This window comes from Paenibacillus pinisoli, assembly GCF_003605435.1.
Classification (GTDB): Bacteria; Bacillota; Bacilli; order Paenibacillales; family Paenibacillaceae; genus Pristimantibacillus; species Pristimantibacillus pinisoli.
This window is the reverse complement of the sequence record NZ_QXQB01000002.1, coordinates 278610-300139: the sequence shown is the minus strand read 5'-3', so window position 1 is coordinate 300139 and position 21530 is coordinate 278610. Positions and strand designations below refer to the sequence as shown.

At 54.9% G+C, this 21530-nt stretch carries 12 protein-coding genes; 9 read left to right on the top strand and 3 right to left on the bottom strand.

Annotated elements, in window-relative coordinates; translation table 11 throughout:
• A complete protein-coding gene (locus D3P09_RS08845; RefSeq protein ID WP_243644010.1) occupies positions 1-516 on the bottom strand; it encodes a thioredoxin family protein in 516 nt (171 codons plus the stop codon).
• A 201-nt stretch (positions 517-717) separates the two neighbouring features.
• On the opposite strand from D3P09_RS08845, the gene D3P09_RS08840 reads away from it, so the two are divergent.
• The 9 genes from D3P09_RS08840 to D3P09_RS08800 all read left to right on the top strand — a co-directional run bounded on the left by D3P09_RS08840 (position 718) and on the right by D3P09_RS08800 (position 17969).
• Positions 718-1500, top strand: a complete 783-nt coding sequence (locus tag D3P09_RS08840) for a TerC family protein (protein ID WP_120109069.1) — start codon at positions 718-720, stop codon at positions 1498-1500.
• A 36-nt stretch (positions 1501-1536) separates the two neighbouring features.
• A complete protein-coding gene (locus D3P09_RS08835) occupies positions 1537-2127 on the top strand; it encodes a thymidine kinase (protein ID WP_120109067.1) in 591 nt (196 codons plus the stop codon).
• Between the two features lie 156 nt (positions 2128-2283).
• Positions 2284-9762, top strand: a complete 7479-nt coding sequence (locus tag D3P09_RS08830; RefSeq protein ID WP_120109065.1) for a glycoside hydrolase family 3 N-terminal domain-containing protein — start codon at positions 2284-2286, stop codon at positions 9760-9762.
• Between the two features lie 303 nt (positions 9763-10065).
• A complete protein-coding gene (locus tag D3P09_RS08825; protein WP_120109063.1) occupies positions 10066-11871 on the top strand; it encodes a sensor histidine kinase in 1806 nt (601 codons plus the stop codon).
• Positions 11864-12937 (top strand): response regulator transcription factor, encoded by a 1074-nt coding sequence (locus D3P09_RS08820; RefSeq protein WP_165867362.1) that lies wholly within the window; start codon positions 11864-11866, stop codon positions 12935-12937. The genes D3P09_RS08825 and D3P09_RS08820 overlap by 8 nt, the downstream gene beginning before the upstream one ends.
• Before the next feature lie 124 nt (positions 12938-13061).
• On the top strand, positions 13062-14363 hold the full coding sequence (locus D3P09_RS08815) for an ABC transporter substrate-binding protein (protein WP_120109059.1): 1302 nt from the start codon (positions 13062-13064) through the stop codon (positions 14361-14363).
• 43 nt (positions 14364-14406) lie between these two features.
• Complete coding sequence (locus tag D3P09_RS08810) at positions 14407-15288, top strand: carbohydrate ABC transporter permease (protein ID WP_120109057.1); 882 nt, start codon at positions 14407-14409, stop codon at positions 15286-15288.
• Positions 15289-15353: 65 nt separating this feature from the next.
• Complete coding sequence (locus tag D3P09_RS08805) at positions 15354-16211, top strand: carbohydrate ABC transporter permease (protein ID WP_120110649.1); 858 nt, start codon at positions 15354-15356, stop codon at positions 16209-16211.
• A 69-nt stretch (positions 16212-16280) separates the two neighbouring features.
• The gene (locus D3P09_RS08800) at positions 16281-17969 is read left to right on the top strand and encodes a glycoside hydrolase family 5 protein (RefSeq protein WP_120109055.1); all 1689 of its coding nucleotides are present in this window, start codon (positions 16281-16283) and stop codon (positions 17967-17969) included.
• A 36-nt stretch (positions 17970-18005) separates the two neighbouring features.
• On the opposite strand, the gene D3P09_RS08795 is transcribed toward D3P09_RS08800, so the two are convergent.
• Positions 18006-19643 (bottom strand): response regulator transcription factor, encoded by a 1638-nt coding sequence (locus tag D3P09_RS08795; RefSeq protein ID WP_120109053.1) that lies wholly within the window; start codon positions 19641-19643, stop codon positions 18006-18008.
• The gene (locus tag D3P09_RS08790; protein ID WP_165867361.1) at positions 19633-21450 is read right to left on the bottom strand and encodes a sensor histidine kinase; all 1818 of its coding nucleotides are present in this window, start codon (positions 21448-21450) and stop codon (positions 19633-19635) included. The genes D3P09_RS08795 and D3P09_RS08790 overlap by 11 nt, the downstream gene beginning before the upstream one ends.
• Positions 21451-21530: the final 80 nt, after the last annotated feature.

Below are 21530 nucleotides of genomic sequence, written 5' to 3'. Positions count from 1 at the left end.
CTAATCTTTCAACAGCCGGTATAAATGGTCTACAGAGCGCATAGCATATTCCTGTCTAACCAGCTCTCCGTTGCGCAGCACGATCAGGCACGGAACGCTTCCGATCCGCCATTCCTCTCTCAGGCGGGGAGTGAAGTTGATATTCGTTTTATACAGCGGATAATCGATGCCGGCCGCTTCGGCGATTTCCAGCATCCGTTCCGCCACCTTGCAGGTGCCGCACATCGGTGTAGTGAACAGGATAGCCGCCCGTGCGATATCGGCCCCATTCAGTTGAAGAAGATCCTTTTCGGCAAGCTCTTGGAGTGGCAATTCATCAGGCTCCTTTCCGGTCAGCGATTCATGTTTTCCCATCATAACAAATTTCTCACCACAATAGAATTCATAAGTAATCCGAGGATAGCGGATTTTATTCATTCTATTTGGCGATAAAAGTTTTTTCATTTTTTTTCGAAAAAAAAGTGGAACCTTTTGAAACGCTGTCCCGTATAGATCACATGTAAACCGAATATCCATGAATTATATACTCCAAAGGGGAGTAGCTCATACAGTAAAGTCGTCATGACGAGAATAACCTTCTCCGGCTTTATTGGCAGCGCATCTAGCACGCGCTGTTTGCGAGACCTTTGTCTAGTGTTTATTTACACTTAGGCAAAGGTCTTTTTGTGTTCATGGACTCGTGAGGTTTGGGAATAACTAATTGTAGGAGGAATGGTAATGGATTTTGGATTATTGTTGGAGTATGGATGGGTGCTATTGGTACTCATCGCGCTGGAAGGCTTGCTTGCAGCGGATAATGCGCTGGTGCTGGCGATTATGGTGAAGCACTTGCCGGAGAAGGAGCGGAAGAAAGCTCTATTCTATGGACTTGCGGGCGCATTTGTATTCCGATTCGCTTCGTTATTCGCCATATCGTTCCTCGTTGATGTATGGCAAGTGCAAGCGATCGGCGCGCTCTATCTGCTGTTTATTGCACTCAATCATATTTTCCGAAAGCTTATTGTCAAGAAGGGCGAGGATTCCGCGGACAAGAGCGCGGGCAAGGAAGCGAAGAAGAGCGGCTTCTGGATGACTGTTTTCAAAGTCGAGGTTGCCGACATTGCATTCGCAATAGACTCCATTCTGGCGGCTGTAGCGCTGGCCGTTGCGCTGCCTACCACGAACCTGCCTAAGATCGGCGGCATGGACGGCGGACATTTCATCGTTATCTTCCTTGGCGGCTTTATCGGTCTGCTCATTATGCGTTTCGCGGCAACCTTGTTCGTTAAGCTGCTGGAAAGCAGACCTGGGCTTGAGATTGCGGCATTCTGCATCGTCGGCTGGGTCGGCGTCAAGCTGGCGGTTCACACGCTCGCGCATCCGTCCATCCATGTCATCTCGCATGACTTTGCGGAATCGACAGGCTGGAAGCTGACGTTCTACGCAGTACTGATTCTTATTGCGGCGCTGGGCTGGTTTTTGTCCAAAAACAAAGACAATGAATCGGTTAAAGCGGTATAATGGAATCCACTTGATGGTTAGTGGAGGAGATTCGGGTTGGCACAGTTGTATTACAAATACGGGACGATGAACAGCGGCAAATCGTTCGAGATCATTAAAGTAGCGCATAACTACGAGGAGCAAGGCAAGCCGGTGCTCATCTATTCGCCCGCTGTCGGCGCCAGAGAAAGCGTCTATCGCGTCGGCTCGCGGGTCGGCTTCGAGCGAGAGGCGATTCCGGTAGAGGAATCGACCAATCTATTCGACAATGTGAAGGAGCAGGTTGCCGCCTCCGGGCGCATCTACTGTGTACTGATCGATGAAGCGCAATTTCTGATGAGGCATCATATCTTGGAATTAACGCGCGTCGTTGACGAGCTGAATATTCCGGTTATGGCATTTGGCCTCAAGAACGACTTTCGGAATCAGCTGTTCGAAGGCAGCTATAATCTGCTGGTGCATGCGGACAAAATCGAAGAGATCAAAACGATCTGCTGGTATTGCGACCGCAAGGCGACGATGGTCATACGGTTCCGTGACGGACAGGCGGTCAATTCCGGCGAGCAGATTCAGATCGGCGGCAACGAGGATTACAAGCCGGTCTGCCGCAGATGCTATAATCAGGCGTTCCAAAATTCGAATGGCTAGCATTTCGCAAAAATGGTACAGGTCATCATAAAAATGAAGCCTGTAAACACCCTCCTTTCAATTTTATACTTGTAGAGAATCCCGAAATTTTGTCCTTGCCCATCTGCAATCGGACAAGCTAGGGAAAACCTACAAGGGTTGAGGAGGGTTTTTGCAATGGGAAGAAAGGTTAAGAGACTGCTGTCATCCTTTCTGGCGTTCACGCTGGTAACGGGGCTGTTCACCGCCGCAGGAGCACCATCTGCGGAAGCGGCTGCGGCAGGAAGTCTGCCCGTCTATCTGAATCCGGCGAAAAGCGCGGATGAGAGAGCTGCGGATCTGCTCGGCAGGATGACACTTGAAGAAAAGGCGGGACAGATGATCCAGCCGGAGAAGTCGAATATTACTCCACAAGAGGTTAAGCAATATTTTATCGGTTCGGTGCTTAGCGGCGGCGGATCATTCCCGAACAATAGACAAGCGGACAGCACGGAGACGAAGTGGCGCGAGCTGACAGACAGCTTCCAGGACGGCGCGCTGTCGACCAGGCTAGGCATTCCGTTATTGTACGGCGTGGATGCCGTTCACGGCCATAACAATGTGCTGGGCGCAACGCTGTTCCCTCATAACATTGGTCTTGGAGCGGCCAACAATGCCGCATTGATGAGACAAATCGGACAAGCTACGGCGAAGGAGATGCGCGCGACAGGCACGAACTGGGATTTTGCGCCGACGATCGCAGCTCCGCAGGATATTCGATGGGGCAGAACGTATGAAGGCTTTAGCTCGGACCCGGATAGAACGGGCGCGCTTGGCGCGGCGTTTATTGAAGGGCTTCAGGGCAAGACGGACGCCGAGAGGCGGAATCCTCTTAGAGCCGTAGGCACAGCAAAGCATTTTATCGGCGAGGGCTTCACCGATAACGGCAAGAACCAGGGCGACACAACGAAGTATACGGAAGAACAAATTTTGGCCCATGACCTGAAAATGTACGAAGAAGCGATTGCGGCCGGCGTTCAGACGGTTATGGCTTCCTACCACAGCATCGCAGGGCTGAAAATGCATGCCAACAAGCGGTTGCTGACGGATGTGCTGAAGGGCGAGCTGGGCTTCAAAGGATTCGTCATTTCCGATTACAACGCTATTCAGCAAATCAATAGAGATCAGAACGGCAATGCTGTAAGCGGTCTCAAAAATCAGGTTCGCGTCTCCGTCAATGCAGGCGTCGATATGTTCATGCTGACGGGGGACTGGAAGAATGCGCTGAACCATTTGATCGCGCTTGTGAATGAAGGCGCTATCACGCAGGAAAGGCTGGATGATGCCGTTCTCCGCATTCTGAAGGTCAAGATCGCTTCAGGTCTGTTCGAATATCCGAAGGCGGACAAGGATCTGGCAGGCAGCGCAGGCGCAGCGGCGCATCGGAATATCGCCCGCCAAGCTGTCGCGGAATCGCTTGTTCTGCTGAAGAACGATAAGGTGAATGGAACGCCGATCCTGGCGCAGCTGCCGAAGATGAACAAGCTGTATGTAGCAGGCAAAAGCGCAGATGACATTGGCATTCAGTCCGGCGGCTGGTCGATTACATGGCAGGGCGCATCGGGCAAAATTACGGAAGGCACGACCATCTTGAAGGGCATTCGGGATGCCGCTGCCGGCACCTCGAAGACGGTGACTTACAACAAGCACGGACGCGGAGCGACAGGCCATGACGTGGCGATTGTCGTCATCGGCGAGACGCCGTATGCAGAATCCGACGGCGACCGTACATCGCTGGATCTGGATGAGGTGGACAGGGAGACGCTTCGCAATATCCGCGAATCCGATCCCAATATCCCAATCGTAGTTGTGCTCGTTAGCGGCCGTCCGATGACGATCAGCGGACAGCTTGGCGATTGGCAAGGTCTTGTTGCGGCTTGGCTTCCGGGTACGGAAGGCCGCGGCGTTGCAGATGTGCTGCTGGGAAGCAAGGATTTTAAGGGCACGAATCCGATTGAATGGCCATTCTACGTAAGCGCGAATTATCCGCTCACGGCAGGTAGCGACAACTTGCTGTTCGATGTGGGATATGGACTGAAGCGCGCCGAGGAAACGCCGGAGCTGCCGGAGGCGCCCGCATTGCCGCAGCCGCATGCAGAGAGCATTCCGGGCAAGATTGAAGCGGAAGCCTTCTCGGCGAAGAGCAACGGGCTGAATACCGAGACGACGCAGGATGAAGGCGGCGGATTGAATGTCGGCTGGACATCGGCTGGCGCTTGGCTGGATTACCGGGTCAATGTCGAGGAGCCGGGCACGTATAAAGCGGCATTCCGCTATGCGGGCAATGGCGGCGCGACAGGCATCCGCGTGAAGAGAGCTGACGGCGCAACGGCCGGTACTCTGAGTGTCGGCTCAACAGGCGGCTGGCAGAACTGGGTAACTGCGGAAGTTCAGGATATCGTGCTGCCGAAGGGCGGCGTGCAGACGCTGCGTCTGGAGTTCGTCGCGGGCGATATCAACTTCAACTGGGTAGAGTTTACACGTACGGGGGATGTTCCGGCAGGCGGCGACGGCGGCGGAACAGGTCCAGGCCCGATCGATAACGAAGGCACTGGCGACGTTATTATTGCTGGAGGAGTAGAGTCGTGGATTTCCAGTGAGCGTGATGCTGCGGACCGCAAATGGTATTACAGCGACCGCTACCAGCCGGGCGACAAGAAGCTGGAGCCGGGAGCCAATCTGGATCTCCGCTTGCCGGATGGCGGCGATGTGACGGCGATTACCCTTAATCCGGACAAAACGTACCAATCGATGATGGGCATAGGCTCGTCCATGGAAGAATCAACCATCTATAATTTGATGAAAATGTCTCAGGGCAAGCAGGATGAGCTGCTCAGAAAGCTGGTGCATCCGGAGGATGGCATCGGCATGAGCCTGATTCGTCTGACGATCGGCACATCCGACTTTACGGCACAGAAGTTCTATTCGTACAACGATATGCCTCCGGGCCAAACGGATGAGAAGCTGGAGCACTTCTCGATCCAGAAGGATATCGATCTGGGCATCATCCCGACGGTCAAGAAGATTCAGCAGATTAATCCGGATATGAAGTTTTTTGCGTCCCCATGGAGCCCGCCGGGCTGGATGAAGACGACGGACAGCATGATCAGAGGCCAAGTGAAGGAAGAGTACTTGCCGCTTGTAGCGAAGTACTATGAGAAGTTCCTGGAAGCTTATGCCGATCACGGCATTTACTTCGAAGGCATGACGCTTCAGAACGAGCCGCTGCTGGAGATCGATTATCCAAGCACGGCGATGTCCTGGCAGCAGACCTCCAGACTCGCCAAGCTGCTTAGAGAGCGGCTGGATGCGAACAGCAATCCGCGTATCCAATCCGTGAAGCTGTGGATGTTCGACCATAATCCTGGCGACACGATGGCTTTCCCAGCTCTGGTGTTGGGCGACGAGCTGGAAGGCGCGTACGATGCAGTCGAAGGAACCGCGTTCCACGATTACGGCGGCGAGCTGTCCATGATGAGCGTGCTGCAAGAGATGTTCCCTGAGAAGAGCGTATACCTGACAGAGAGAGCGGTATGGGGAACAACTGGCGCAGACCGGATCGCCCAATACTTCCGCAACTATGCAAGAAGCTACAACAGCTGGGTGACGATGCTCGACAGCGATATTGCAACCCACCAATGGGTAGGCATCCCGGATCCGACGCCGGTCATTCAGGATTCCTCGAATCCGGACAACTACTGGATCTTGCCGGAGTACTACCTGATGGGTCATTACACCAAGTTCGTGAAGCCGGGGTATGTCCGCATCGACAGCAACTATGGCTCCGCATCGACGGTAACGAACGTTGCTTTTGCAAGCCCGGACGGCAAGGAGATCGTAACGGTAGTCATTAACCGTACGGCCGATCCGCAGCCGTTCAAGATTCTGGTTGACGGCTTGCAGATCAACGCGACATTGCCGGCTAAGTCCGTGGCGACTTATCGCTTCGACCGCGCCCAGGCGCTTCAGCCGAAGGCAGAAGTTGCAGCCAGCGCATTCGCATCGGCGGAAGGGCAATATGCCGTTCAAGGAGATGCGGTTGGCGGATTCTCCGAGACGGATCAAGCAGCCTTCCGCTATGTGACGGAAGTGAAGGAAGGCGGAACTTACTACGCGGATATTGAATATAGCGGCTCGCCGCAAGAAGCAGAGCTTCAGATCGGCACAGGCGAAGCGATTGCGCTGGTGCAGGACACAGGCGGCAATTCCGCGAAGGTTCGCAGCCTGATTAGCCTTCAAGCCGGCAAGCAATTGCTGACGCTGAATGCTGGCGGCAGCGGCTATACCATCCGCAGCATCGCGCTGAGCGCGGCGGATTCGGGCGTCACTGCGCTGCCGGGTTTGGTAGAGGGCAGCCGTTATAGCATCGCATATGGCGTAGTCACGCAAGGGAACTCCTTAACCGGCGCCGACCAGGGTGACTGGGTGGAATATACCGTCCTCGCTTCGGGTGCAGGCGACTACCGCGTAACCTATCAGTACGCAGCACCAGCAGCTGGCGGTGAAGTTAAAGTTACCGTCAACGATGAAGAGCAATCCGTTGTGCCGCTGCCGGGCACAACAGGCGCTTTCGGCCGGGCTTCAGGCACACTCTCGCTTGGAGATGGAATCAACAAGATCCGGCTGGATGTCGCAGGCACGGTTAGCCGGCTTGACTTCATTGCAATCGGAGCCGCTTTGGTACCGGAGCAGCAGCCGATCGTAGAAGGCAGCGAAGCAGGGGCCCAAATAACGGTACATCTGCTTAACGGTAGCTTTGCGGCAGATTTGAACAAAGACAACTGGTCTATTATCGGCCTTGATGGCATTACTGTAGCAAGTGTAGAGAGAACGGATGATTCTACTGCGGTTGTCACGCTTGCAGGCGCAGCCGTGGAGGATTACGATTCTGACCGTACAGCTCTGCTGTCCGCGGTTTCTGATGAAGCAGACGGAGCAGCAGGAGGAACGCTTACCGCGTCTATTCTGTTCACAGCGGTGAATGATCCGGAGTCTATCTCTGTATCTCCAGCGCAAGTAGGCTATAGTGCAGACGGCAAAGAAATCGTAGTGACGATCACCGGCGGCAAGCTGCTGGCTGATCACGCTGATGCGATTACCCTATCGGGACCTGCTGTTGACCGCGGCGGCGTATCCCTTGCTTCTGCCGAGTGGGTGTCGGCAACGCAAGTGAAGCTGAAGCTGGCTTGGAACGGCACGACCTATTACGATGATCTTCTGTTGAACGTTCATGTGCCGGTGACCGCATACGGCGATTCAGCGGGCGGCAGCGAATTGACAGCCCACACCGTCCTTGAAGGAACGGTCAATGTGAGCGAGCCGATTGGCCTGCTTGATCTGAACGCGCTTGACCGCTTCCATAGCATGAAGGGGCTTACCGTATCCGGCTCCGGCGCAACAAGCCGACTCACAGGCATTGACGCGGGAGACTATGCCGAATATCTGGTCGACGTACCAGAGTCCGGCAAGTACATGGCCATCTTGACTGTGACCTCCAATTCGCAGGCATACAATGGCATTGTATGGCAGACGAGCGGCGGAGCGGACAAAACAGCCATGACTGTGCCGAACCTGTATAACCAGGTTGTGCAAATGCGCACGGAGCTGCAGCTGTCGAAAGGCGAGCAGCGCATCCGACTGGCTGCGGGAGCGGGCAGCTATGAGCTGAGAGGCATTAAGTTCGAGAAGCTTGCCGTGCCTGCGACGGGTGCAGGGAACGGCACGCTGAAGGTAGAAGCAGAGACCTATACAAAAGCAAGCAGCGCAGCGGTTCAGACCAATAATGCCGGAGCGGCGAACGAATTCCGCAATATCGGCTTTACCGTAGCCGGCGGCCATGTCGATTATACTGTCCATGTAACAGAAGGCGGTTACTATAAGGTCGTATACCGTTACGGGACTCCGCAGTCGGGCGTCAGAATGACAATCGGCAACGAAAGCGGCGCGTCGTACGGAACGGTACCGATGGGAGCAACCGGAGGTTGGGACAGCTATCAGGAAGTTTCCCATGTCGTACAGCTGCCAGCAGGCGTGCAGACATTAAGGCTGAACTTTGGGGGCGAAGGGGCGAACCTGGATTGGTTCTCGCTGGAGCCGTCGGAGCCGGTGCAAGAAAGCGGAGGCGGCACAGTTGCCTTGCCGAAAGCATCGCTTAAAGTTGGCGCCTACAACGGTTCGCGCAGCGTGACGCTGAGCTCCGCTACAGAAGGAGCGGCCATCTACTATACGCTGGATGGCAGTGTGCCTAGCAAAGGCAATGGCGAGAAATACAGCAGGGCGATCGTGATGAACGAACTTGCCGTTATTCGCGCGATCGCGGTGAAGGATGGCATGCAAGACAGCTTTATCGCACCGTTCACGTATCAAATTTCACCTGGCACAGGCACAGGCGGAGGCGAAGTGATTACGCCGCCGGTGACGGAAGAGCCGGAAGTAGTGGATGGCAAAGAAATTACAGCTCCTGCTCCTGTAGTGGATGAAGCTACCGGAATCGCGACGACGGAGATTACGGCAGCGGCGCTGGAGGATGCACTGTCCGGCGGAACATCGGGCACTGTACAGCGGATTACGATTCGTGTGCCAGTAGCTGACGGCGCGAAGGGTTATGAGGTGGTATTGCCGAAGGACAGCATCTCGCACAGCGGACTGGATTACTATCTGGTCATTGTGACGCCGACGGGAACGATTGAAGTGCCTAGCCATATGGTGAGTCAATCTGCCGCAGCCGAAGCGAAGAAGCTGTCGATCATTATTCGGGAGGCTGACAGGACGAATCTGAGTGACGAGCTGAAGGCGCAAATCGGCACTCGCCCGGTTGTGGAGCTGCATCTGGCTATTGATGGCGTTCCTGTACCATGGAGCAATCCGGACGCGCCGGTTCATGTATCCGTTCCTTATCAGCCGGCAGAGCAAGAGAGCGGCAACACTGAATGGCTGACAGTCCGGTACATCGACAATGATGGCGCAGCGCATGCCGTGCCAAGCGGCCAATACAGGTCTGCTTCCAAGGCAGTCATATTCACAACCTCGCACTTCAGCTCATTCGCAGTCGTGTATGTCGAGAAGAGCTTCGGCGATCTGGGACGTTACGCATGGGCGAAGCATGAGATTGAAGTAATGGCGGCCAAAGGCGTCATTAACGGCATCTCGGAGCAAGCTTATGCGCCTGAACGGCAAGTGAAGCGGGCAGACTTCCTGCTGCTGCTTGCCAGGGCGCTTGGATGGGAAGCGAAGGCCAATGTGGAAGGCATGCTCGGCTTCTCCGATGTAGCCGAAGGGGATTACTACTATGATGCCGTACTTGCCGCCCGAGCTCTTGGCATCGTAACCGGCCGCGCGGATGGAACGTTCGATCCGGGCGCGTCCATCACGAGACAAGAGATGATGGCGATGACAGCCAGAGCGCTAGCGGTATCCGGCAAGCCGCTGAAGGGCGGGGATGCATCCTTGCTGGGAGGCTTCTCCGATCTGGGCAAGCTGGCTTCGTACGCGAAGGAAAGCGCGTCGCTTCTGCTGGCGAATGATATTGTGAAGGGCAGCGACGGCAAGCTGAATCCGCTGGGCCATACGACCCGCGCTGAAGCAGCTGTCATCGTGTACCGCATTTATAACAAATAAATTCTATTCATCATGAACAACCGCCGCGTGAGGGGAACCTTCGCGGCGGCTTTTCATTAGATGCGGTTTCTGATAGGAAGCCTCTCATTCATAGGATCAAAAAAATGCAATAAAGGAGGTCAATAATGGAGAATGCGCATCGCAGCCTGATCGTATATAGTATCCAGATCGAAATGGCCGCAGCGCGGACGATTGTCAGAAAGTACAAGGCAGGATCCGCTTTGCAGCAGCAGGAAAACGCTTTCTTCCAGTCGAAGAAAGTGGCAACACATACTGCCCGCCAGCCGGGAGCAGGAGGAGACTATGCCGCTCAGAGGAATAAGCATTCGCTTCCGTCTCATGCTGCTGATGATTTGCTTGACGACGCTGCCTGTCATAACAGTCACTTGGCAAGCGACGAACAATACAAGAGATTCAGTGGAGAAAGAGATGCTGGATGCCAACGAATCCCGCATGATGTGGGCCAGCCAATATTTGACTGAGCTGATCCAGCAGATGGATACGCTGTTCTATTCGCTTCATATTCAGTCGGAATGGATGGAAGGCTTGTCCGCTGCGGAAGAGCTGGAAGCGGGAGAACGGTATCAGCTGCAGAATGGGCTGTTCGGTTCGCTGAATACCGCATTTTATTCGTTTTCCCGCAAAATCGATCAGTTGACCTTGTACCTGCATGCGACGGGGAGAGCTTATACCGTTCACTTCGCCACCAGCGGCATGGTTCATTCGCTCGATATCGCGCAGGGACCATGGAGCCGGATGCTGGCGGAGCCGATCGGCATTTACTTCAAGGCTTCAGGAGACACGCTCGCCGCCTATCATTCCATGAACGAATTTTTGGGGCAGGCGCTTGTTGGAGGAATATCGGTGAGGATCAACGACCGGGTATGGGAGCAGGCTTCCACGATCCTGCAATCGGAGCCCGAAAGCGTCATCTTCCTCATAAATGATGAAGGCGAGCTGCTGCCGGGCTCCTCCATGTCTGCTCTGACGGAAGAGCTGAAGGAGGGCTTGCATGCGATGAACATCGAGCCGGCCTCGGTATCCTTCGGCAAGACGCCGAACTATTATTTGTTCGCCAAGCGTGTCGGCAGCGGCCAGCTGGATGTGGTCAAGGCGATCCCGGTTGCAACGGTCAACCAAAGCGCGCAAAAAACGATGACGGCAGGTCTGTGGACGGGAGCGGTGTTCACAGCCGTATCGATACTGCTGTCCATTATCGTATCCTTGCGCATCAGCCGTCCGATCGTGAGCCTGGCCAAGACGATGCGCAAGTCGCATATTCACGACTTTGAGATGAAGTCCGTGCAAAGCAAGGACGAGATCGGACTGCTTGAAGCAGGCTACAACTTTATGATGGGCCGGATCAAATCGCTGATCGAAAATGAATACCAGCATCAAATCGAAGTGAAAAACGCGCAATTGATCGCCCTGCAAGCCCAGATTAATCCTCATTTTTTGAATAATACGCTTCACATGATCGGAGGGATGGCGCTTGCCAAGGGAGCGCCGGAGATCTACCGCATAACGCATGTGATCGGCGACCTGCTTCGTTATTCGATCCGTTCGGATGATGACCAGACGGTAAGCCTGAGCGAGGAGCTTGCCCATACGGGGAACTATTTGTTTATTCAAGAGCAGCGGTTTATCGGCCGTTGCACCGTTGAACTGACTGCCCAGGAGGACGCCGGGGATGCGCGCATTCCCAAATTCACGCTGCAGCCTATTGTGGAGAACGCATTCGAACACGGGCTACAGAGGAAGGAAGGGAAGTGGCGTCTGGATGTGCGTATTCGCGTCATCGGAGGGCGTCTCGCCATTATAGTGAAGGATGATGGGCTTGGCATGAGCTCATCCAAATTGACTGAGCTGAGGACAGAGCTGGATGGAGGGGAGCGAGAGCCATATGCAGCTTCGGGAGAGATGCGGGAGCGGAAAGGAATCGGCTTGCAGAACGTTCATGCACGCTTGCAGCTCCGGTATGGCAAGCCGTATGGCGTGCGGTTGTTCAGCCGGGCCGGCGAAGGGACAATGGTTGTGCTGACGATGCCGGTCACAAGAAGCAAGCCGGATACGGGAAATGAGCAGAGAGGGGGAGAGAGGGATGCATAAGGTTCTCATCATCGATGACGAGCCGTGGTCCAGAGAAGTCGTGAAGGCGCTTGGCGACTGGTCCCGATTGGAGCTGAGCGTTATCGGCGAGGCGGAGGACGGCAATGAAGGGCTGCGCAAAATTGGCGAGCTTCAGCCCGACATTGTCATAACGGATATGCGAATGCCGGGAACGGACGGTGCGGAGCTGCTGCAGGCTATGCATGGGCGTTATCCGAAGCTGAAAATTATTGTGATGAGCGGCTATGACGACTTTGTCTACTTGAAGCAAGCCATCCGCTCCAAGGCCGTGGAATATTTGCTGAAGCCGATCAAGCCGGAGGAGCTGGACGCTGCTCTTGCGCAGAGCAAGGCGGAGCTGGAACGTGCCAATCAGCCAGCGTGGAGGGAGCTTGCGCCCTTATTTGCAAGCGGCGCGGATATGCAGCGGTACGGAGATATGCGGGAGCGCATCTACACGTATTTGATGGAGCTTAACAAAGAAGCGGCGGCAGCGACTTGCGGCAAGCTGATGCAGGAGTTGGACGATCGGGGCGCAGGCCTGGAAGCGGGCAGCGCGCTCCGCATAGCCAACGATTTGATGCTGATGCTGGAGCAATTTCTGTCGGAGCAGGAGCTGTCGTTTGCGTCGCTGCTGCCCGGAGAGGAGGCGCGTATCGGCAGGGATACAAGTCCTGCAGGACCGCTGAAGGAAGTTGGCTCGTTGTACGGAAAGGCGATCGAAGCGCTGCTCCTGCTCCGGCAATCGCGGAATCGTCTGGATATGGCGGATGTGAGGCAATATGTCGATGCCCATTACCAGAATCCGATCTCGCTGGAGTCAGTCGCCGGCCAGTTCCTGGTCAGCAAGGAGCATCTGAGCCGGATGTTCAAGACTTCCGTCGGCGAGAACTTGACGGATTATATTGTCCGGCGGCGGATGGAGAAGGCCAGAGGACTGATCGCCGACGAAGGCATGTCGATCAAGCATGCGGCCCAGCTGGCCGGCTACGAGGACATTGCGTATTTCTACCGGGTATTCAAGAAGCATTTTGGCATGACCCCGGGACAGCTGCGCCGGGACTAGAGGCAGCCGCTACGCGGGGGGACGGATCAATATCGTACAATAGCAAACGTTAAATTTCTCAAAAGAAAGCGCTTCATTCCTTCGGTATACTGAAGCTGCAACTTACGAATAGGGGGAATGAACAATGAAGAGAGCGTTTTGTCTGCTGCTTGCGTTAACGATGGTCCTCACGCTGGTCTCCGCTTGCAGCTCGGGGAATAAAGGAAATGAACCGAAGCCATCGCCGAGCCAGACCGCCGGAAGCGGAGTATCGGAAGCGCCGAAGAAGGTAGAGCTGAAAGTATTTATGACTTTCCCGCGCTTCAAAGATCAATTCGAGCAATACTTCGACCAGTTCAAGGAGAAGCAGCTGGCGGAGAAAAACATCGACGTGACGATCCAGCTCGAGATGCCGAACGCCGACCAGGCGAAGCAAATCCTGCAATCCCGGTTGTCCTCGGGCGATGCGCCGGATCTGTTCACGCTTCATGCCAATGACATTCCAACGTATTATGAAGCTGGCTATATTGCGGATTTGACCGGACAGCCATTCGTGGGCAAGCTGTATGAGGCTGTGGCCGAGACGGTGAAGTATGACGGCAAGGTCGCTGCGCTTCCGATGGAGAGCTTGTCGTGGGGGTATCTGTACAACAAGACGCTTTTCAGAGATAACGGCATTACCCCTCCGCAGACGCTGGACGAGATGAAAGCAGCTGCCGAGAAGCTGCAAGCGGCAGGCGTCAAGCCCTTCCTGCTGGCCTTCCAGGAATCCTGGATTCCGCAGCTCATGATGGCGCTCTCGCTTGGCGGCACGGTGTCCGCATCCCATCCTGACTGGATTGAGGGGATGAATGCGGGCGAAGCGTCCTACGCCGATGTCCGCTCGGTATTCGATATTATCGATCTGATTATGGCGAACGGCTCCGATAAGCCCTTCGAGACAGGCAATGAAGCGGGCTCCGCTGACTTTGCGAACGGCAAGGCGGCAATGTGGGTGCAAGGCCCTTGGAATGCGGAGACGATTCTGAAGGTCAATCCGGATATGGAATTTGGGGTAGCCCCGCTGCCGGTCAGCAACGAAGCTTCCGATACCATGATCAATCTGGCGACCTCGACTTCTCTTGCTTTGTCTCCAAAAAGCGCAAACAAAGAGGTGGCGCTGGACCTGCTGAACTATATGCTGGACGATAAGGATTCCTCGGCGCTGTTCGAGGAGCTGAAGTTCAATCCGATTGCAACGGTGCATACGTACGAGGTGTTCCCGTGGGTGAACGAAGCTAGCGAATACGTATCCAAAGGCAAGGCCTATCTCGATCTTAAGCTGCCTAATGGCGTGACGGACGAGGCGGCGAAGCAGCTTCAAAGCTACTACGTGAAGGATGCTACTCAGGAAGATGTCATAGCTGCGCTCGATAAAGTGTGGCGGACGGCCGTGAAGAGCAAGTGATGAACGAATCGCTGTGCAGAGCGGCCAGAATGGAGTGAGCCTTATGACATCAAGAGTATGGAAGAAACACGCAATGCTGCTCGTCTTTGTGCTTCCGGCGCTCGTCTTCTACGCTGCCTTTACTCTTGCCCCCGCCTTCGGGGGCATGTGGTACAGCTTGACGGACTGGAACGGGCTGAATCCGTCCTATGGATTCGTCGGCCTGTCCAATTATGCAGAGGCGATGGGCGACCGTTATTTTTTGAAATCGCTATGGTTTACGGTGAAATTCGTCCTGTTCATGCTTGTGCTGCAGAACCTGCTCGCCATATTGCTGGCAGTGCTTGTGGAGTCGCTGGGCAGAGGCAAGGTATGGTTCCGGACGATCTTTTTTATGCCGAACATGCTTAGTCTGATTATTGGCGGTTTCATGTGGATGTTCATCTTTACAAGAGTGTTCCCGTATTTGGCGGAAAAGACGGGGTGGATGCTGCTGGACCAGTCGTGGATCGGCGATCCGCGTTATTCCTTCTTCGCCATACTGGCCTTATCCCTGTGGGGCGGCGTCGGCTACTTGATGGTGATCTATATCGCGGCGCTCCAGGGCGTGCCGAAGCCGCTTAAGGAAGCGGCTGCGATCGATGGAGCGGGCGCGTTCCATATCTTTCGCCATGTGACGCTTCCTATGATTTATCCGGCGCTGACCATCGGCGTCTTCCTGACGCTGAACAACTCGTTCAAGGTATTCGATTCGGTATACGCTCTGACGGGCGGGGGGCCGGGACGGACAACGCAGGTTATCGCCATCAATATTTATGAGGAAGCCTTCAGCTTCAGCAATCGCTACGGCTATGCCAGCGCCAAGGCGATGATTCTGTTCGGCATTGTGCTGATCATCACCATCATTCAGCTTGCGATTATGAAGCGGCGGGAGGTGAGGGCATGAGCATGGACAAAATTCCCAATAGCGATAGCGGGAAGAAGATGAATAGGCTGAACGGCAGCCTAGCGATGAAGCCTCCCGGCAGTGAGGGCAGCGGGCTTATCGGCAGACGGATTGGCATAGCGGCGGTATGGCTATTCCTTCTTATAGCTGCGTTATTTACGTTATTCCCGATCTATATGGCGCTGCTGAATTCGGTGAAGACGCAGGGAGACATGCTGACCAACATACTTGCGTGGCCTGCGGTGCCGGAGCTCGGCAACTATGCGGACGCTTTTCAGAAAACCCGTTACTTGCGCAGTCTGGGCAACACATTTGTAGTGGTTGCAGTTGGGCTGACAGGCATCGTATGGTTCTCCTCCATGGCGGGCTACAAGCTGTCAAGGACACCGGGGAAGCTGAGCGGCTTTCTGTTCGGGCTGTTTATTATGTCGACCTTAATTCCGTTCCATTCGATTATGATAACGCTTGTGACGATCAGCAAGGAGCTTCGTCTCCAAGGCTCGACAGCGGGGCTTGGCCTCTTGTACATCGGCCTTGGCGTAGCGATGGCGATCTTCCTGTATCACGGCTTCGTCAAGTCGGTGCCGAAGGAGCTGGATGAAGCGGCATTGATAGACGGATGCGGAGAATTCCGATTGTTTTTCACAGTCATTCTGCCGCTGCTTATGCCGATAACGGCGACGATTGCGATATTGAATACGCTATGGATGTGGAACGACTTCCTGCTTCCATTGCTGGTGCTTACGGATTACAAGAGTTATACGCTGCTGCTTTCTACCAATATGCTGTTCGGTGAATACAATAACGACTGGTCTGCGATACTAGCTTCGCTTGTGCTGGCTATGCTGCCGGTCATCATCTTATATCTCGCGCTCCAGAAGTATATTTTGCACGGCATTGCCGAAGGGGCGATCAAAGCTTAGTTTGATGCAGAGTCATTCGAATAGATGGAGAAGTATCATGGGTACTCATCATGACAGGAGGGACATTCATTGACATTGGACAGAAAACGGGAAGTGACAGGTTTTCTTCGGGCAGACGGAAAAGTTCTTCGCAACGGAGCCGGAGAGGAAATTGTGCTGCGCGGCGTCGGATTCGGCAGCTGGCTGCTGCCGGAGGGCTATATGTGGAAGTTCCCCAAGGAGGGAGACCGTCCCCGCAAGATTGAGGCCATGATCGAACGATTGATCGGCAAGGAGAAAGCCGGACAATTCTGGTCCTCCTACTATTATCGCTATGTCGCCGAAGAGGATATTGCGAGAATTGCGGATGAAGGGTTTAACTCCGTCCGCCTGCCTGTCAATAGCCGCTTCCTGCTGGATGACAGCTCAGAAGCAGCTGCGGACGGCTTGGCTCCTTACCGGGAGGACCGTATGGTGCTGCTGGATCGGGTGATCGATTGGTGCAGATTGTACGGCCTGTACGTGATCCTGGATTTGCACGGCGCTCCCGGCGGACAGACCGGCGCCAACATCGACGATTCGGAATTTGACCGTCCCGACCTGTTCAGGGAAGAGCGTCATTGGCGGCAGACGGTGGATATGTGGCGCATGCTGGCGAGCAGATATCGGGATGACTGGATCATTGCCGGCTATGATCTGCTGAATGAGCCGCTGCCGGAATGGTTCGCCGCTTATAACGATAAAGTGATGCCGCTCTACCGTGAGATCGTACAGGCGATTCGCGAGGTGGACCAGCAACACATGATTATATTGGAAGGCGTGCATTGGTCGACGGATTGGTCCATCTTCGAGGAGGCGTTCGGGGAGGATCCGATCGATGGCAATGTGCTGCTGCAATTCCATAAGTATTGGAACAATCCCGATACAGAAAGCATCGCTCAATACCTGGAGCTCCGCGAGAAGTGGAATGTGCCGATCTTCATGGGCGAAGGCGGCGAGAACAATAAGGACTGGTATACCGGCGCGTTCCAGCTGTTCGAGGATCATCATATATCATGGAACTTCTGGACGTGGAAGAAGCTGGACACCACCAATTCTCCTTGTTCCATTCGCAGGCCGGAGGGCTGGGAGCTGCTGACTGGCTATTTGCAAGGCGGCGAGAAGCCGGATGCGCAAGCGGCGGAACGAATCCTGTGGGACTATCTGCGTCTGATGAAGCTGGACCAATGCGACTATTACCCGGAAGTTGCGCGGTCGCTCCTGCGCCGCGCTCCGGTTCGAATTCCGGCTGTCTTCTACGGCTACAAGGGCGAAGGCGTCAGTTACGGATTCGGCTCTGATGGGGACAAGACGCGGGATGCAGCATGCGCTACAGGCTTTCGTACAGGAGACCGCACGAATATCCGGTTCGTCGAGAGCGAGAGGGAGAGCGCTAACTTCGCGCATGGAGGCGGCGAGGAATGGCAGCCGGATGACTGGTTATGTCTGGAGCTGTCCGAGGGAGATTGGTTCAGCTATAGCTTCATCGGCGATGACAATGACCCGGGCAGCGCAATAAGCGTGCAATTGAAGATGCAGGCAGCGGGCAGCATCGGAGAGCTGGAGCTCTTACTGGACGGTAAAGCAGTGGGTGGAGTGAAGGCAGCGGAAGGCGGCTGGCATGCTTCGGAATCGGTCGTGCTTGGCGCGGTTAGCCAAGGCGAGCATAATCTCACACTTCGGTGTTCCAGCGGGCCGCTGCGAGTGAAGTGGCTGCTGCTGGAGAAGAAGGAGCAGTAAGGCGGCATGATGAGCCGTACGATACAAGAGGGCAGCCTAATGGCTGCCCTCTTGCGCGTTCCCCTTCTGGTATTGGCTTGGCGTCATGCCGGTCCACTTCTTGAAGGTGGAGCTGAAATGCCGTTCCTCCCCATAGCCGACCAGCTTGGCGACCGCATATATCTTATAATGCTCACGCAGCAGCTCCTTGGCGCGCTCTACCCGGTATTGGTGCAAATAATCGAGGAAATTGACGCCAAGCTCCTGCTTGAACAGGGAGCTTAAGTAGGAGTTGCTGACGAAGGTTTCCTTCGCGGCCAGCTCCAGCGTCAGGTTCGTGTCGTATTTGGTTTTGATTAGCTCCAGAGTCGCCTGTACGGTGCGGTGCAGCTGCTTCTGGACCGATGAGGTTTGGGCGATGTTCTGTATGATTTTTTGCAAAATGACGGAGCAATCATCCAGCGTCTCCATATTCGGCACGCTTTCAATCCAGTTGATCGGATGGTTATGCCACTCGATCGTTCCGGCAAGCCTTTCCTTCGCAATACGCTGCAATTCCATGACGATGCCGCTGACGCGCCAAATAATCTCGGGACGGGAATAGGTCGTTCTCTCCTTGAGATAGGCAATCGCCGCATCAATGGCATCCACAGCGCCTCCGTACTGGCTGACCTGAAGATGGGACAGCAGCTCCTTCTCGATTCGCTCCAGAAAGGGATCGTCCATAATGGATATTTCGCCGGAGCGTTCGCCCTTCAGATCATTGAAGAGGAAGATGCCGCCTTTGCCTTGATAGAATCGCGCCTCCATCGCTTTGCTGGCTTCCTCGTACGCTGTTTTGGCATCGTTGACGGAGGGCTGTACGGAGCTCAGCGAGAGGCTGACCGTCAAGCTGAGATAGCCCTCCAGATTTTGCTTCAGCAGCCGCAGTCCCTCCACATGGGAAGCATCCGTATAATTGCCGGGGTCGTTCGCCATCCATAACAGCTCATCGCCATGGCGGAACACCTCCAGCTTGCCGTCAAAATGGGGGCGCAGCGTCTCGTCCGTAATGTTCAATATTGCATAGCGCATCAGCTCCAGATCCCGGTTGCTTCGGATGCCAGTGCCATTCTCGCCCGCATCGATCTCGATTCGACCGACCATAATCGGCTCCGGCAGAAGCGACAGATTGAGCTCGCGCATGGATACGCCTCTCTCCTCCAGCGGCATAAGCGGCTGCTGAATCCATTGGGACAAGATCCCGTTCTTCAGCAGCTGGATGCTGCGGTTCCATGTACGGCTTAGCTCGGAAAACTTGCGGCCTCTATGTTCAGCCGTCTCGATTTTTTTCTTCACATCCAGAACGACGCGCAGAATGTCATGCGGCATGCAAGGCTTCACCAAATAGTCGGATACGCCGAGGGTAATCGCCTCCTTCGCGTAGTCGAATTCGTTGTAGCCGGTCAGCAGAATGGAGTGGAAGGTCATGCCTGCATCCTTGGCTGCGCGGATAAGATCGAGCCCGTTCATGAACGGCATGCGGATGTCGGTCAGCAGCAGGTCTGCGCGCGCTTCATGCATCAAGTCGAGAGCCTGCTTGCCATTCTCGGCTTCGCCGACAATTTCAATATCGTATAATTTCCAATCGATAGAGCCGACAATGCCCTCGCGGAAAAACTGTTCATCCTCAGCGACGATCATCTTAATGGTCATGGCCAGAGTCCCCCTCTTTGATTCGAACTTGGATGCGTGTCCCGATTCCCTCTCTGCTCTCGATTTCGAAGACGGCTTCCTTATAGAACAAGGCCAGTCTTTCCCGGATATTGGCGATCGCCATGCCGGATCTGGAGCCCTCGCTTGGCAGCCTGGCGGATAAAGGCGTGCCGGAGGCGTTCAACTGCTGCACCAGCTCGGCCGGCATGCCCGGACCGTTGTCCGTTACTTCCAGCACGATCCACCCCTCCTCGCGGCTGGCACGGATGAAGATATTGCCCGTGCCCTCTGCTTGCTCGATGGAATAAATGATGGCATTTTCCACCAGCGGCTGAAGCAGCAGCTTCGGCATGCGGAAGTGCCTAAGCGACGGCTCCATCTCAATCTCGAAGTAGAGTCTGGTCGGATAGCGTTTTTTCTGGAGATACAGGTAATGGCGCACAAGCTCGACCTCCTGCTCCAGCTCGACAAATTCGTTGCCGCTGTTCAGGCTGAGGCGGAATACCTGCGACAGCGAGACGACCATCTCGGAGATTTCCTTATCGCCCTTTTGCAGAGCGCTCCAATTGATCATATTTAATGTATTGTACAGAAAATGCGGGTTGATCTGGGATTGCAGCGCCTTAAGCTCCGCTTCCCTCTGCTTCAGGCTGGAGGCATACACATCGTCGATGAGCGCCTTAATCCGCCCGACCATGGAATTGTACAAGTAGCCAAGCCTGCCGAATTCGTCGTGGCCCTCAATATCGACTCGCTGCGAGAAGTCGCCGATCTGGAGCGCCTTCATGGAATGCATCAGCTTTTTCATCGGATTGGTGATGATTTTGGCTATAATCCAGGACATCAAGATGGCGATGAGGCAGACGGCAATCGTAATAGAGATTGTGGCGGAGCCGATATTTTTCAGCTCCGCGACCAGCTTGCTTCGATCCTGGATAACGACGGAATGCCACCCGGTTATAGCGGAGACGGCATCCGAGACGATGAGATCCTCCCGCTGCTTCAGCATATCCAGCGTCTCCGCAGGGGTCGCCGATTGGACCGTGCCCTCCAGCGCATAGATGGGAAGCTCGTTGACAGACAAGCCGATCCACGCTACATTGGTGGCGGCAAGCACGGTGCCGTCGTCATTCATGATGAACTGGGTGGCGTCCTTCGCTTCGTGGAACAGATTGCGGCTGAGCTTGTCGGCGTCCATGCCGACGACCAGCAGTCCGCTAGGCTGGTAGCGGTAGTTTTTGTACGGCTTGATATAGACAAGCTTATGGTGATAATCGCCCGGCAGTACGTTGTCCTCGGGGCGCAGCATATCCCAGAGCTGGTTGCCGGGAGATGTCCGAAGCCTCTCGAAGTAGGGCGTTTCCTTGAAGCGGTCATAGCTGATAGCGCTTGCAATTCCCGTCTGGGTAATCACGAACGGGCTGCTGGCCGAGCTGTCGTTCTTGACCGCATACAGGATAAGCGACTGGATCGTCTCGCCCGTAACCATAAGCGGCAGCAGGCTCTTGAACACCAGATCGCGCCGGTAGGGCGTGTCGCCGTTCAATACCATCTCCTGCACAGATGCGTTCAGGAAGAGATAGTTCGTGAAGCTGACGGAATTTTGGGCGAAGTGGTCGAGCTGGTCCTTCGTCTTCACAGCCATGTTCAGCTGGGCTTGGCGAATTTTGTCTACAACCTCGCGGGATGCGATGGAATACGAATAGAAGCCCGTTGCGCCGACCGTTACAATCAGCAGCGGAACGACGAGCGCCAGCAGCTTCCGCTGCAGGGGCATATTGCGGAAGAAAGGAGCGAGCCTGCTCATGCCGGGATCACCTGCTGTCATCATATTTAGGAATAGAAAGCGGCGTTGTGTAGATCGCGCTATCGATTGGTTATTTCGTA